Below are 14,112 nucleotides of genomic sequence, written 5' to 3'. Positions count from 1 at the left end.
GCTCCCATTCCACCCTCCGTAGTCTAGTTTGATGCCAAATAGCATCTTATAATTCCCCCCCCCGCCCAACTTTGTATTTTGTAAGGAAGTAATTAATGGCCGGCAGTAGAAAATCCAATCGTCGTGAAGAGATCTTGCAAGCATTAGCACAAATGCTTGAATCAACGGAAGGCGCTTCACGCATTACTACGGCAAAACTGGCAAAGCAGGTCGGCGTATCGGAAGCCGCGCTTTATCGTCATTTCCCAAGCAAAGCACGCATGTTTGAAGGCTTAATCGAATTTATTGAAGAAGCGCTCATGACACGCATCAACCGCATTCTGGATGATGAAAAAGATACCCTTGAGCGCATCCGTATGGTGATCCATCTGATTTTGGCATTCTCAGAGCGTAACCCTGGCCTGACACGCATCCTGTCTGGTCATGCTTTAATGTTTGAAAACGAGCGCCTACGTGAGCGTATCAACCAACTGTTTGAACGCATTGAAACTCAATTGCGCCAGATCTTGCGTGAACGTAAGATCCGAGAAGGCAAATCTTTCCCAGTTGAAGAACGTATCTTAGCCGCTCAAATTCTTGGACAAGTTGAAGGTAGCCTAAACCGCTTTGTCCGCAGTGACTTTAAGTATCAGCCAACTGCGAACTTTGACGAGTACTGGGCACTTCTCAGTGCACAAATAAAGTAGAGATTATGAGTAAAGAAAAATACACGCAACCCGAGTTTTCTCTTTCCCTTCTCCACCCTCGTAACTGGGGTGTTTGGCTCGGGTTTGGCCTTTTGGCCATCGTGGTCAACCTCCTCCCTTATCGCTTGCTATTACCACTCGGCCGTACGTTCGGCCATTTGGGTATGCGTTACGGCAAAAAGCGAGTTCATATCGCCACACGTAACCTTGAATTGGCTTTCCCTGACAAAACCGCAGAAGAGATTCAGCATATCGTTGAAGAAAACTTCAAAAACACCGGTATGGCACTCATTGAAACCGGCATCACATGGTTCTGGCCAACATGGCGCTTCAAAACGTTGTTGGTCGAGAAAGACCTTATGGCGGTGCGTGAAAAAGCGGCGGAAGGCAAAGGGGTACTGCTTTGCTGCGTGCACGCTCTGAATTTAGAAATCACTGCACGTGCTTTTGCGGTGCTTGGTGTCGCTGGCTATGGCGCATATCGTCCACACAACAACCCAGCCTACAACTTTATTCAATACTGGGGCCGCACCCACGATGGCAATAAGCTGATTGATCGTAAAGATGTGAAGCAGATGATTCGCGTCCTTCGCAGTGGTGAGCGCTTGTTTTACCTACCAGACCACGACTATGGACGTAACAAATCGGTCTTCGTGCCTTTCTTCGCGGTAGAAGATGCGTGCACCACGACCGGAACCAGCATTCTGGCTTACACGTCTAAGTGCGCCATCATCCCTGGATCGGGCTTTCGCAATGATGACGGAAAGTACGAGATCATTGCTGATAAATGCATTGACGCAAATTACCCGAAAAAAGACGAAGTGGCAGCCGCTGCTTACATGAACAAGTACGTGGAAGAGGTGATACTGCGCGCGCCGGCACAATGGATGTGGCTACACAAGCGTTATAAGACCATGGCCGATGAAAGTGCACCAAAAGGGATTCGATATAAATGAGCAGCATAGGTCCTAGGTTGTAGGCCTAGGATCCTAGGTGAAGCGCACTAGAAATTTGTGCATTTCATTGCTTCTTGAGAAAGCCATTTGAATACCGAATACGGAGCGCTTCGCGTACGGAATACTGAAGGCTTCACCTAAATCAAAGCCGTCATTCCAGCGAGCCCAAGCGAGACTAGGAATCTAATATCAACCAGCGCGTGGTCAAAACGCCCACGTCAACCATTGAGCGTTCGACTAGTAGATCCTGAATCACGTTCGTCCCTCACGGTTCAGAATGACAAGTATTTTCCTTATCACTCAAAGACAGCGATTGTGCGTAATCCGTAATCCAATATTTTAGGTCCTAGATCCTAGACCCATCTTTTGAACCTAGGACCTACCTTTTCCTTAAATCCCGTATTCCGCGCGGTATGCTTTCACCGCATCAAGGTGCTCTGTTGCGTCACCTTTCTCTTCTAGGTACGTGATCAAATCAGAGAGACTTACGATAGAAATCACCGCACAACCAAAGTCGCGCTCCACTTCTTGAATCGCTGATAGCGCACCTTTGCCTTTCTCTTGACGGTCGATAGCAACCAACACACCAGCAAGGTCTGCACCATTTGCTTGGATGATTTCCATCGACTCACGAATCGCTGTGCCCGCCGTGATTACGTCATCCACCAGCATGATACGCCCCTCTAGCGCAGATCCTACAAGGTTACCACCTTCACCGTGATCTTTTGCTTCTTTACGGTTGAAGCAGTAAGGCGTGTCGATGTCGTGGTGGTCTGCCAGTGCTACTGCTGTGGTTGTCGCAATTGGAATGCCTTTGTACGCAGGGCCAAATAGCACATCAAACTCGATGCCAGAGTCTGCTAATGCAGCTGCGTAAAAACGGCCAAGGCGAGCAAGGTCTCGGCCTGTATTGAAAAGACCAGCGTTAAAGAAGTACGGGCTCTTACGGCCTGATTTCAAAGTAAACTCACCAAACTTAAGAACTTGTTTCTCAAGTGCAAACTCAATAAATTCACGCTGGTATGCTTTCATTATTTTCTCTCAATTTTCCGTGTGGGTATTATCTTTTTCTAAATCCTAGGTCCGAGGACCTAGCAATATGTAAAAAAATAGCTTCCTTTGTGGGGAAGCTATCTAAAAATTAATGGGCTAACGCCGCCTTCTGCGCTGCGACGATTTCGCTGATGCCGATTTTCGCCGACTCGAGCAAGGCCATCAGCTGTTCTTGACTGAACGGTTCACCTTCTGCGGTGCCTTGAACTTCAATCATCTTGCCTTCTTCCGTCATAACCACGTTCATGTCGGTGTCTGCAGCTGAATCTTCTACGTATTCAAGATCACATAGCACTTCGTCACCGAGCAAACCAACCGAAACCGCTGCAACATGGCCTTTCATTGGGTTTGCTTTTAGCTTGCCGCTATCAATTAGGTGCTGAAATGCATCGGCCAGTGCAACGCTTGCGCCACTAATAGATGCCGTGCGTGTACCACCATCGGCTTGGATTACGTCACAGTCAACCGTGATCATAAACTCACCCATTGCCTTTAGATCCACAACAGCACGTAGGCTGCGCGCGATAAGGCGTTGGATTTCCATCGTACGACCACCTTGCTTACCGTTCGCCGCTTCACGACGAGTGCGTGAGTGAGTCGCACGCGGTAGCATGCCGTATTCTGCCGTTACCCAGCCTTTACCTTGGCCTTTTAGCCAGCGAGGCACAGATTCTTCTACGGTCGCATTACACAAAACTTTTGTGTTGCCGAACTCAACCAACACTGAACCTTCAGCGTAAGCAGTGTAGTTACGAGTAATTTTGATTGGGCGAACTTGGTCCGCCTTGCGATCGTTTGGACGCATGGGCATCTACCTTTAACAATGGGAAGAAGACGATTTGATTGGGCGTAGATTATAGCGGAATCGTTTAAATAAAGCTATTGGGTTACAGATTGACGAAGCCTCCCTCATCTTGCTGTGCTACTATTGCGGAGTAATTTTCAGCAAAATTAAAGACAGGAAAATTCGATGATTTACAGTATGACAGCGTATGCACGCAAAGAAGTAAAAGGCGATTGGGGCTCAGCAGTGTGGGAAATCCGCAGTGTTAACCAGCGTTACCTAGAAACCTACTTTCGTATGCCAGAGCAATTCCGCGCTCTAGAGCCCGTTTTGCGCGAGCGTTTCCGTAAACGTCTCGCTCGCGGTAAAGTAGAGTGCAGCCTGCGCTTTGAAGCCAACCCAGCGGCAAAAGCAGAACTCAGCATCAACGAGACGTTAGCCAAGCAAGTGATCAAAGCCGCTGAGCAAGTCATGCACATGACTGGTGAACTCAGCCGCATTAACCCATTCCAAGTTATGCAATGGCCAGGCGTGATGGAAACCCCTGAGCAAGACATGGATACGGTCAACAAAGCCCTCTTAGGCGCGTTTGATGAAGCCATCAACGAGTTCATTGAAGCGCGTGGTCGTGAAGGCGACAACATGAAAGCGTTGATCGAACAACGTCTAGAAGCGATCACGGCAGAAGTCGTGAAAGTGCGTGCTCGCATGCCTGAAATCCTAGAATGGCAGCGTGAGCGCCTGTTCTCTAAGTTTGAAGATGCAAAAGTTGAACTGGACCCATCTCGCGTAGAACAAGAACTGATTCTGTTAGCCCAGAAATCGGACGTAGCAGAAGAGCTCGACCGCTTGGATTCTCACGTGAAAGAAACCACCAACATTCTGAAGAACGGAGGCTCAGTAGGCCGCCGTCTCGATTTCATGATGCAAGAGTTCAACCGAGAATCCAACACACTGGCGTCGAAATCAATCAGCACCGACATCACGGCTTCTGGCGTGGAACTCAAGGTTCTGATCGAACAGATGCGTGAACAGATCCAGAACATAGAATAAGGTTTTCTATAGTTTCCACTAGATTTTGAGATGACTATAAAGCCCCGTTTAATGGGGCTTTATTGTTTTTTTAATGTTCTTCCTTGTTTCCTATAGTATCATTCCAAGTGGTGACAAAATCGGTGACAAAAATCACCTTGTCACCAAATGCGAGAAAATTGGTGACAAAAACCATTGATACAGGCAGAAGACCATTTCGAATATGAACAATAAACAGTTAGACGCACTAATCCGAGCTGGAAATGATGTAAGAGAAGCATTGGGCGGTGGGCTGTATTTCCGTATTGCGAGCAAAACGCCTTCATGGGTGGTGAGGTACACAATCGCAGGTAAGCGCTCCCAGATAGCTTTGCCAAAAGCCTACCCTAGAATGACTATTCGAGATGCTAAACGAGCAGCATTGGAGATCGTAGAGAATGCCAAGCTAGGTATCGACCCAAAATCCGAACGTAAGAAAGCAGAGTTAGCAGAAATTCGCACCGTCGATCAGCTTTTTGAAGACTGGCATCAGTCTTATCTAGTAAAGCATTTCAAGAACCCCCAAATTCCAGCTCGCTACTATCACAAGGAAATGAAACGCCATATTGGAGTGATGACCATCAAAGACGTCACCCCCCAACATATAAGAAGAATCGTTGATGATATTGTTGCTTCTGATCGGTTAAGCATTGCAAATAAGACCCTACTTTACGCAAAACAGATGTTTAACCATGCCATCAAGCTCAACCTGACCTCTTATAACCCAGCTCAAGCTTTTACACCGAAAGATGCTGGTGGCTCTGAACGTAGCCGAACACGAGCTCTGTCACTAAGTGATATCGAGTATGCTTTTAAAACTTTCAGGGAACAGCACCATATTTTCACCAGAGATAACTACTTGGCTTGCTGCTTATTACTATGCCTTGGATGCCGTAAAGGCGAGCTAATTTCAGCTAAATGGGAGCACTTCGACTTTGAAGGAGCCATTTGGAGTTGCATCCCCAACAAGCGTAAATCGACTCAATCAACTGAGCCTGTTGATATTCCCTTATCACCACTAGTCATAAGCTGGCTTGAAGAGCTAAAAGTTCGTGCTGCGGGGTCAGACTACTTATTCCCATCACGTAGACAGAGTAAGCGCAGACCCTATATTTCGGACGACACTCTAAACCATGCGTTAGCAAAAATGTTTGGCATGAAAGTCGATAGCAACAAAAAGCCTTACCCTAATATGTTGAGCGAAATAGAACCTTTTACCGTTCATGACCTGCGCAGAACATGCCGGAGCCTGTTGGCAGAATTAGGAACACCAGAACACATCGCAGAACGTTGCTTAAACCACAAAGTACAAGGGCTGGTGGGTATTTATGACCGCCATAGTTATTTGGATGAGCGCAGAGAAGCGTTGAACCAACTCTCCGATTTGATTGGCGCATACTTGTAAGCACCTGCCACATCAATAACAGCACTAAAAACAATCGATAAGGCACTGAAATGACAAAAAATAAAAAACAAAATCTAGAGCTAATCGAATGGGTAAGTAACAAAGATTACTCAACCATTTACTCATCAGAACACAAACAACAATGGACTGTTGCAACATTACTTGAGCAGCTTGAAATACGCCTTGAATTTATTGAGCACGCATTAAACAACTCGGGACGAATTTCTAATCGAATCCAATGGAAACAGCTGAATGAAAGAGACTTGATAGATTTGCCAAAATTCAGCCAAAGCGTTGTTATCGGTGAGCATTGCCAACTTCAATACAAGGCAGGATTGAGGGAGCTTCTTGAAATGGAGGCGAACTTGGCTCATAGGCATCGACAAGATGAGTTTGTCATTGAAACGCTCAATGGTGAAATGGGGGCGGTTGTTTATTTACCATTATCAACTCTAACCGATGCCCAAATCATTCAGGATCTTACTTACAACCTACCAAAGATAAGGGCTCAATTAGCAATATCTGAGCCGACACTTGAAGCTCAAAGAACCCAAATGATAGGTGCTATTCGCAGCATCAAGAAGTACCGTGCTATCGATTATCTCGACATTCTAATTTGGGCTATCCAGAAACATCAACTTAGTGATTTAGCATCTATTAACGAGGTCATATCCCTTGGTGATATTGCCTCTGCTTTAAACACCATCAGCTGTGACCATGATGAGCATATCGATACTACAACTGTTAGCACATGGCGGCGTGATTTTTATTCAAAAAAACTATTCGACAAAAACTGGTTTCAACAAGTCAGCATAAACATCAAAAAAGACAAAAGCTTAATGTCATCCACCCTACTCGATGCGCTCACTAATTAAACATGAGAAATAACATTTCTTATCTCTCATAGCTTATCTAAACCACCCTAAATATAGTTCCTCACCTCAGGAAACCAACAAAACCAAGAGGAACTATGAATCAACAACCATTTCAAGATCGATTAGTTAAAGAACGCGAACGCGCGCACCTTACACAAATCTCAAGATCACAGTGTTACAAGCTATCTAAACAAGGCAAGTTTCCAGCTCCAGTACGCCTGTCACAAAGATCAATTGCATGGAAATTATCAGAGCTCGTAGCATGGATAGAAAGCCGACAATGAAAAACAGTTCGTCACCAAAAGGCTTAGTCTGCTCTTCATGCTCAAATCGTGTTGTAAAACCGATAACTCCAGCAAAAGACCCTTTACGCTTTTTATTCAGTAAGAGACCGCCAACAGACTTAATTCCTGTAACTGAAATGGAATTACTAGTTTCGAAAAAGAAACGAACGTTAATGGCATGGGTAAAGCAAGGACGCTTCCCTGCCCCTCACATTCAAAAGAACCGCATTCTCGGCTGGAGAAGGGATGACTATGAAGATTGGCTTAAACAAACCAATCTTACCTAATCACTAGCGGCAAAATGCCGCTTTTTTATTAGTAATGACTTAATTCAAGTTAATTACCGGAAGCCAAAGCCGACAACAAACAACGGTGAAGTAACGGTATTCGCCATAAATCACACCACCAAACTTACAGGTAATAACTAATACTATGACCTCCGCACTCAGACATAAAAGCACCCAGCAGTATTGTTATCTCAATACTCTCTGGAATGTTTATGATTGTGCTGGTGGTCTAAACAATGCTTACCTTGATAAGATTTTCACTACTCTTCACGCTCTGTCAGAACAAACCAATAAGTTATTTGTTCTTCGATTTGATTTGCACTTACCAAAGTACAGTGAGTTAAACACCCATATCAGTGACCTACGAGATAGACTCTTTGAATACATAGACCAAAGCATTAGCTCAAGGTCAAGAAACTACATCTCGGCTAAAAAGCGTAAAGCACTGATTTGGGCAAGAGAACAACTATCAAGCAAAGCACAACACTACCATTGCGCACTGATCTTAGACGGCCATCTTTTTAACAATCCATCGAAAATACTAGGATGGATAAAGACTATTTGGTCAAAGTTAACCAATGGTAATGTTCCTAAAATTCCTCATCCATACTACAACCTAGATACACGAGATATGATGCAGCGCCAACGCATCATTTTTCGACTCAGCTATCTTGCGAAAAATGCCGGAAAAAACACTGTTAAAGGCGTTCGATATTTTGGTTCTAGTCAACATAAACCATCGAAAGCTTCAACGTGGAACCCTGAGCACTGCGTGACTAGCCTTGCGGATTTAGGTGAAGAATGGTTAACCGCAGAGCTGGAACTTACTTGTCGCGCCTCAGAGCCGACAATGGTTTTAACCAAACCAACTTTACCGCGCACAACCGAGATTTGTGATCACCAAAGCTGCGCAGTTTTGATAAACAAACCCCATGAACCGATAAAGAAATGGCTCTTTCCTTCGGTTGCGAGGGCTCCATAGCTCGGAAAACTGCGCATTTCACATAGAAAAGTGATCACTTTTGCACACGAACCGGAAGTATTTTTGTACACTTATTGAGCAAACCACTCACCCTTTAAAAACAAGATCTCATAAATACAATAGGTTACATGGGCCCCCATCTCATATTCTCTTGTAAGTCATGAAGAGAGTATATCCGTGCTCATTGATAAATTTGTTGAAATGAAGCCCATGAAGCGAAGAAAAGGTTGGGATGTTTTCGGTTCAAACTGCGCAAAATCAGCCGTTTATTAACCTTTCTGCTACATAATTGCGCAATTTACCGGAAATAGTGATCCATTGATCCATTAACCACTCATACATGATTAATAAGAAGCAACATGACAACAAAACGATTTAATTTAGACACACTGCCACTATGCGGAGCAAAAACTCGCTCTGGTGGCACATGTAAACGGAAAGGAAACAAGCACAATGGGCGCTGCAAACTGCATGGAGGTAAATCTACCGGAGCAAAAACAGCTAAAGGAAAGAAAGCTTCGAGTTTAAATGCCAGACAAAGCGTTCCGGATTGGTTTTGGACTCCTTTTAAAATGCAGTGGCTCGATAACCCTTTATTTGATGAAGCAACACTTTGCTGTCATAAGCTAATACGCCACCAGCAAGACTCCTCTGCAATAAACCAGCTAGTGGCGAAACACCAGGTTGCTCTGGAAGTGATGAAGTATGCCATTCTACAGATCCACGGAACTCAAATGTTTATTACCATTCAAGGGGCTTTAGACCATTACTATCAAGATACAAATTCATCGCACATAGGATTTCATGTTTACTACCCTCTGATTAGCTCGCCACAATATTACAGACATCAAAGTAAAGCTCAGACGACATATGCAGATCAGTGGCTGCATAAGAAAGACTTTGTTGGAAGAGAGATGCGAAAATTGGAGAAAAGATTAAAAAGAATATCGGAGTAAAGGTACTGATAATTCGGATTAAAAAGAGCATGGTATTAGGTATAGAGGTTCCACAAGTATCTCAAGCCGCTGATATGATGCTAATTGCGTGGCTACAAGAGGTAATTCTCAAGTATAAAGGATCAGAGATGCCACAACTTTGCCTTATAAGCCAAGATCGAGCACTGAAAATAATGATGTGCTTTGTAGCATCTCGATACTTTTTAACTGTACAAACTATACTGCTGATACGTGGATGCTTCGCCACAAAGAAGTGGACCCCAATGGTTGGACACATAAGCTAACTTCTTAAGTGGTTGATCCAGCTCATGCAGCATATCTCTGCCTACCAAAGTAGGCTTCATCAGGGGTGAGGTCATTGAGTCCCTGATGGTTACGCTCCTCATTATAAAACACCATGTAGTGGCCGATTTCAAGCTCTGCTTCTCGGGGCGTGGTGTAAGCTTTTAAGTAAACCTCCTCATATTTCAGGCTTCTCCATAATCGCTCGATGAAAACATTGTCGACCCAGCGTCCTTTCCCATCCATACTTATCCTGACTCCATGGTCGATTAGCTTCTGTGTGAATTAGGTGCTGGTAAACTGACTGCCTTGATCTGAGTTGAAGATATCTGGCGGCCCATAATGTTTAAGCGCGTCTTCAAGGGCTTCAATACAAAAGCTCGTGTCCATCGTGTTGGATAGCCGCCAAGACAGCACCTTTCGGCTATACCAGTCGATAATGGCGACTAAATACAGGAATCCCTTAGCCATCGGGATATACGTTATGTCAATCGCCCAAGCTTGGTTCGGGTAAGTGACTTCGATATCACGCAAAAGGTAGGGATAAACCTTGTGTGCTTTGTTCGCCAGAGTTGTTCGAGGCTTGGGGTAAATAGCCCCAATACCCATGTCTCGCATGAGCCGAACGACACGTTTACGATTAACGTTATGGCCTTTTTTAGCCAACTCATTTCGAATGCGTCTGCTCCCCATGAACGGATACTGAAGGTGAATTTCGTCAATCATGCGGCGTAGTTCAATCTCTTCAGCAGAGAGTCCTATGGGTTGATAGTAAGCAGTAGAACGAGCAATACTGAGAAGCTCACACTGGCGCTTTATTGGCAATTGGGTGGATTTAACCAGCGAGCTCTTTCGCTGGGCTCGGTCTAACGACCGAGCACTTTGGCCAAAAAATCATTTTCCATGGTCAATTGATCAATCTTGGCGTGCAGTTTGTCCACTTCTTCAGAGCTGTCTTTGCCTGACTGGCTTTCAGAGGCAAAAATCATGGCTGCATTTTCGAGCAGTTCTTTTTTCCATGTAGAGATTTGGTTAGCGTGAAGGTTGTATTTCTGAGCTAACTCAGCGACAGTTTTATCACCTCTAGCAGCATCAAGGGCAACCTTAGCTTTAAATTCGGGAGAGTGGTTTCTACGTTTTCTAGTCATAATCTGTTCCAGTATTTTTAGGTACTATACAAACAGATCAATCACTTAAAGTCATGTCCGAAAATTGGGGGCCACCTCTCAATTAATGGCAATGTTACCTTTAACTGTTGTTGACTGAGCAATCTCAGATACAATCAAAGATTAGAGAACCCTATAAGCTCCAACGTGATTTAAGGAATAAAATGATCTTTACCATTCAAGATATTATCGATCTACAGACACTAGCTGAATCCTCGGAGATTGAATTTAAACTTGCTGCGGGTAAAAATGGTAAAGGTCAATTGCCGAAGGATTTCTGGTCTACCTACTCTGCAATGGCGAATGGTCGTGGTGGTTGGGTAATACTTGGAGTGAAAGAACAAGACCGCCAATTTACGCCTGTTGGTGTTACTGATATTGAAAAAGTACGCACCGACCTGTTTAACCAACTAAGTGATCGTGACAAAGTCAGTGTAAACCTATTATCAGAGCAAGACGTTCAAACTGTCACGATGGAAGGTAAAGAAGTTCTCGCTATTCATATTCCACCAGCAACCCGTAAGCAAAAACCTGTTTATCTAGGTAAGAACCCTTTAGGTGGCAAAGCCTATATTCGACTTCACGAAGGTGACAGAGTTTGTGATGAAGAAACCGTTAAGCGAATGCTCGCTGAGCAACTTCATGACTCTCGCGACAATGAAGTGCTATCTGAGCATTATACTTTTGATGAGGATATCGATTTTACTACCCTTAATGCTTATCGAAACCTTTTAGCATCCCACAACCCCGACCACCCTTTTCTAGCTTCTGACCTATTTGGCTTCTTTAAGCAAATAGGCGGGTGGCGCAAAGATAAAGAGACGGGTAAGCAAGGGATTACCCTAGCTGGAGTATTGATGTTTGGCACATGGGACGCCATCACCTCAGCACGTCCAAATTACTTTGTTGATTACCAAGAAAGACCTGAAGCAAAAACAGAGCTTCGATGGGTAGACCGCATCCACTACGATGGTACTTGGTCTGGAAATTTATTCGATTTCTACCGTAAGGTTTATCAGAAGTTAACTGCGGATTTAAAGGTTCCTTTTAAGCTCGAAGGTGGACAAAGAAAAAACAACACCCCTGTTCATATCGCCCTGCGTGAGGCTTTGATTAATAGTCTTGTACATGCAGACTTCTCTGACCGTTTACCGATTCTTGTTGTTAAACGCCCTGACCTGTTTGGCTTTCGTAATCCCGGACTAATGCGAGTACCACTAGAAGATGTTATTGCTGGTGGTCTCAGTGATTGCCGTAACCAGACATTACAGAAAATGTTCCTATTAATTGGCTTAAGTGAACGAGCTGGCTCTGGAATACCTAAAATCTATAGTGGCTGGAATGACGCTAAGTGGAGAAAACCCAAGTTCACTGAAAGACAGTCCCCAGATCAAACCATATTAGAGCTCAGTACAGCTGGTCTTATCCCACAAGAAACGATGGAACGGCTACACTCTATTTTTGGTGACGAGTTTTACAATTTAGATGAACTGGAGACAAAAATAGTGGTTAGTGCCGCTATAGAAGGGTGGATTAATCATGAGCGTGCTTGTGAACTTACAGAAAAGCACACCCGCGAAGTAACGCTCCTCTTACCTAGACTTGTAAGCAAAAACTTTTTAATTGCCGCAGGTGAAGGAAAACACAAATATTACACCTTACCCGGTGTAAATAATATTCCTACACCAGATAACGTTTTTGTTGCTTCTACACTGCCAGAGCAACTCTTGAGTCATACAGATTCAAACATAACGCATAACGACAACAACATAACGCATAACGACAACAACATAACGCATAACGACAACAACATAACGCATAGCAAGAGTGCTGTACCCAGAGATCAGTACGGTCGTTTACTGTCTGCTCATCTATCTAAACCTATTATTGATAATTTAGAACTATTACAACCAGACTTTCACAACCAATTAAAAAAAATAGCAGCTCCGATAAAAGAAAGTCCTAGAACATCAAAAGAGAAGATGAAAGCAATTATTACCAATATATGTCGTGACCACTTTATAGAAATCGCTCAGTTAGCTACCTTACTCGGTAGAACAAACCAAAACATCAGACAAAACTATTTGAAAACGATGGTAGAGGATGGCGAACTAGAACTAGCGTTTCCACAATCACCCAAAACACCTCGCCAAGCATATAGTTCAAAAAGCTCAAAATAATTAATAACTTTCCGATAGCCTAGAACCTCGATAAGGAGTATCGAGGTTTCGAACAGGTATCAGGGACGACAAAAAATCTCCAACCACTTATATTGACTTATTGTGGTAGCTGGCTGTATTTTCACTATAGGTGATGGTTGTTGCTTACACTTTCACACATAGCCTATTCTTATTGCCACAAGACAACTGCAAGACGGCAACTGCAAGACGGCATTTTAAACTCACTTTTGGACAAAAGCTTCTTTGCTCAAATGACTTAGTAGCATCATTTCAGATAAGAAAAAGTATCTTGAAACCTTAGTCGTTTGTTAGCTGGTAATTTCACTGAAAATTTCGACCCACTGTTTCGGATTAGCCGTGATAAAAACAAACGTTGAATCATTTGATAAAGTGATTCGAATTGCATCAGTTGTGATCGGAATGATTCCACCACCCTTACCCACATCTTGAATCACTGACTTTATTTCATCACGCTTGATATGGTAGGGACCGAGGCCAAGCTGCTCGTTAAATGGGACAAAAACAACCTCTGTATCCGTCAACGACAGCTTACCGTCCGCCTTTGCCACACCTATTTGTACCGTTGCAAATGATGACTTTATCGGTTCTTTAAACATAGACAATCCTTTTTCTGATGAATATTCCACTTACCAGCTAACGCTTTCTATACGGCTTTTAGCCGTCTTTTATCGTTCTATAATGCGGTGTTTCTTATCGTAGTTCAATTGATAATCAGCACGTTAGCTAGAAGTATGGAAGATTAGACTGCAAAATGGCACATAATTTTAGAAAGTCTAACATTCAGACTTCGTCGGATAAATTTTAGTAAGGCAAACGCACATTGGCAGAATGTGTATTGGGTTCGACGCTACCACAGAAAGGGGCAAAACCTTGTCAGTGGCTTTGCTAATTTAGCTGTGCTAATTTAGCTTTGACGAATTATCAGGGGTATGGCAAACCAATCTAGTCTCCCCAGCAGAGTTGGGAGGGTATCAATGTCTAATTATTGCATATTTCGGAGCATTCCGATCAGTCATTTCCCCCCTGTGTCAGCATAGTTGTCGTCTAGATTTTTAAGGAGATAACTATGCCAGCAAATCCAGTTCCAATTGATGTGAAAACAAAAGGTCAAACTTGGTTGTTAC

Annotated in this window: 13 protein-coding genes and 1 pseudogene; 10 read left to right on the top strand and 4 right to left on the bottom strand. The window is 43.8% G+C overall.

From position 1 onward, the window contains the following. Positions 1 to 95: 95 nt before the first annotated feature. Positions 96 to 686 carry a nucleoid occlusion factor SlmA gene (gene slmA, locus AK966_RS18815; protein ID WP_099079205.1) on the top strand — a complete coding sequence of 197 codons (591 nt, stop codon included), beginning with the start codon at positions 96 to 98 and terminating at the stop codon, positions 684 to 686. Between the two features lie 5 nt (positions 687 to 691). Continuing rightward, positions 692 to 1,642, top strand: a complete 951-nt coding sequence (locus AK966_RS18810; protein ID WP_099079204.1) for a Kdo(2)-lipid IV(A) acyltransferase — start codon at positions 692 to 694, stop codon at positions 1,640 to 1,642. Between the two features lie 390 nt (positions 1,643 to 2,032). On the opposite strand, the gene pyrE is transcribed toward AK966_RS18810, so the two are convergent. Both pyrE and rph read right to left on the bottom strand, forming a co-directional pair. Next, positions 2,033 to 2,674, bottom strand: a complete 642-nt coding sequence (pyrE, locus tag AK966_RS18805) for an orotate phosphoribosyltransferase (protein WP_119464702.1) — start codon at positions 2,672 to 2,674, stop codon at positions 2,033 to 2,035. A gap of 109 nt (positions 2,675 to 2,783) precedes the next feature. Then, positions 2,784 to 3,500, bottom strand: a complete 717-nt coding sequence (gene rph / locus AK966_RS18800; protein ID WP_099079202.1) for a ribonuclease PH — start codon at positions 3,498 to 3,500, stop codon at positions 2,784 to 2,786. A gap of 165 nt (positions 3,501 to 3,665) precedes the next feature. Here rph and AK966_RS18795 point away from each other — a divergent pair, with 165 nt between their 5' ends. The 7 genes from AK966_RS18795 (at position 3,666) to AK966_RS18765 (ending at position 9,339) form a co-directional block, all read left to right on the top strand. Further along, positions 3,666 to 4,532, top strand: a complete 867-nt coding sequence (locus tag AK966_RS18795) for a YicC/YloC family endoribonuclease (protein ID WP_099079201.1) — start codon at positions 3,666 to 3,668, stop codon at positions 4,530 to 4,532. Positions 4,533 to 4,734: 202 nt separating this feature from the next. After that, positions 4,735 to 5,955, top strand: coding sequence for a site-specific integrase (locus AK966_RS18790; protein ID WP_119464701.1), 1,221 nt, complete (start codon positions 4,735 to 4,737; stop codon positions 5,953 to 5,955). Positions 5,956 to 6,005: 50 nt separating this feature from the next. Next, entirely contained in the window at positions 6,006 to 6,830 is an 825-nt protein-coding gene (locus tag AK966_RS18785; protein WP_119464700.1) for a DUF6387 family protein, read from the top strand. Positions 6,831 to 6,925: 95 nt separating this feature from the next. Next, positions 6,926 to 7,114 carry an AlpA family transcriptional regulator gene (locus AK966_RS18780; protein WP_119464699.1) on the top strand — a complete coding sequence of 63 codons (189 nt, stop codon included), beginning with the start codon at positions 6,926 to 6,928 and terminating at the stop codon, positions 7,112 to 7,114. Further along, positions 7,069 to 7,401 carry an AlpA family transcriptional regulator gene (locus AK966_RS18775; RefSeq protein ID WP_182852758.1) on the top strand — a complete coding sequence of 111 codons (333 nt, stop codon included), beginning with the start codon at positions 7,069 to 7,071 and terminating at the stop codon, positions 7,399 to 7,401. Before AK966_RS18780 ends, AK966_RS18775 begins: the two co-directional genes overlap by 46 nt. Positions 7,402 to 7,546: 145 nt before the next feature. Further along, complete coding sequence (locus AK966_RS18770; RefSeq protein ID WP_119464697.1) at positions 7,547 to 8,383, top strand: inovirus-type Gp2 protein; 837 nt, start codon at positions 7,547 to 7,549, stop codon at positions 8,381 to 8,383. Positions 8,384 to 8,742: 359 nt separating this feature from the next. After that, a complete protein-coding gene (locus AK966_RS18765; RefSeq protein WP_119464696.1) occupies positions 8,743 to 9,339 on the top strand; it encodes an HGGxSTG domain-containing protein in 597 nt (198 codons plus the stop codon). A gap of 306 nt (positions 9,340 to 9,645) precedes the next feature. On the opposite strand, the pseudogene AK966_RS18760 reads toward AK966_RS18765, so the two are convergent. Next, a pseudogene (locus AK966_RS18760) lies at positions 9,646 to 10,769 on the bottom strand (IS3 family transposase). Positions 10,770 to 10,951: 182 nt separating this feature from the next. Between AK966_RS18760 and AK966_RS18755 the strand changes: the two are divergent. Continuing rightward, positions 10,952 to 12,967: an RNA-binding domain-containing protein gene (locus tag AK966_RS18755; RefSeq protein WP_119464695.1), complete on the top strand. Its 2,016-nt coding sequence runs from the start codon at positions 10,952 to 10,954 to the stop codon at positions 12,965 to 12,967. A 308-nt stretch (positions 12,968 to 13,275) separates the two neighbouring features. On the opposite strand, the gene AK966_RS18750 is transcribed toward AK966_RS18755, so the two are convergent. Beyond that, positions 13,276 to 13,584 carry a hypothetical protein gene (locus AK966_RS18750; protein ID WP_017420768.1) on the bottom strand — a complete coding sequence of 103 codons (309 nt, stop codon included), beginning with the start codon at positions 13,582 to 13,584 and terminating at the stop codon, positions 13,276 to 13,278. Between the last annotated feature and the right edge of the window lie 528 nt (positions 13,585 to 14,112).

The organism is Vibrio sp. PID23_8, from assembly GCF_003584965.1.
GTDB lineage: Bacteria > Pseudomonadota > Gammaproteobacteria > Enterobacterales > Vibrionaceae > Vibrio.
The sequence above is the reverse complement of the archived record's forward strand: the minus strand, read 5'-3'. Positions and strand labels throughout refer to the sequence as shown.

Excerpts from the sequence above, each read along its gene's own strand:
- slmA (WP_099079205.1), top strand. The coding sequence starts at position 96 with ATGGCCGGCAGTAGAAAATCCAATCGTCGTGAAGAGATCTTGCAAGCA.
- AK966_RS18810 (WP_099079204.1), top strand. The coding sequence starts at position 692 with ATGAGTAAAGAAAAATACACGCAACCCGAGTTTTCTCTTTCCCTTCTC.
- pyrE (WP_119464702.1), bottom strand. The coding sequence starts at position 2,674 with ATGAAAGCATACCAGCGTGAATTTATTGAGTTTGCACTTGAGAAACAA.
- rph (WP_099079202.1), bottom strand. The coding sequence starts at position 3,500 with ATGCGTCCAAACGATCGCAAGGCGGACCAAGTTCGCCCAATCAAAATT.
- AK966_RS18795 (WP_099079201.1), top strand. The coding sequence starts at position 3,666 with ATGATTTACAGTATGACAGCGTATGCACGCAAAGAAGTAAAAGGCGAT.
- AK966_RS18790 (WP_119464701.1), top strand. The coding sequence starts at position 4,735 with ATGAACAATAAACAGTTAGACGCACTAATCCGAGCTGGAAATGATGTA.
- AK966_RS18785 (WP_119464700.1), top strand. The coding sequence starts at position 6,006 with ATGACAAAAAATAAAAAACAAAATCTAGAGCTAATCGAATGGGTAAGT.
- AK966_RS18780 (WP_119464699.1), top strand. The coding sequence starts at position 6,926 with ATGAATCAACAACCATTTCAAGATCGATTAGTTAAAGAACGCGAACGC.
- AK966_RS18775 (WP_182852758.1), top strand. The coding sequence starts at position 7,069 with ATGGAAATTATCAGAGCTCGTAGCATGGATAGAAAGCCGACAATGAAA.
- AK966_RS18770 (WP_119464697.1), top strand. The coding sequence starts at position 7,547 with ATGACCTCCGCACTCAGACATAAAAGCACCCAGCAGTATTGTTATCTC.
- AK966_RS18765 (WP_119464696.1), top strand. The coding sequence starts at position 8,743 with ATGACAACAAAACGATTTAATTTAGACACACTGCCACTATGCGGAGCA.
- AK966_RS18755 (WP_119464695.1), top strand. The coding sequence starts at position 10,952 with ATGATCTTTACCATTCAAGATATTATCGATCTACAGACACTAGCTGAA.
- AK966_RS18750 (WP_017420768.1), bottom strand. The coding sequence starts at position 13,584 with ATGTTTAAAGAACCGATAAAGTCATCATTTGCAACGGTACAAATAGGT.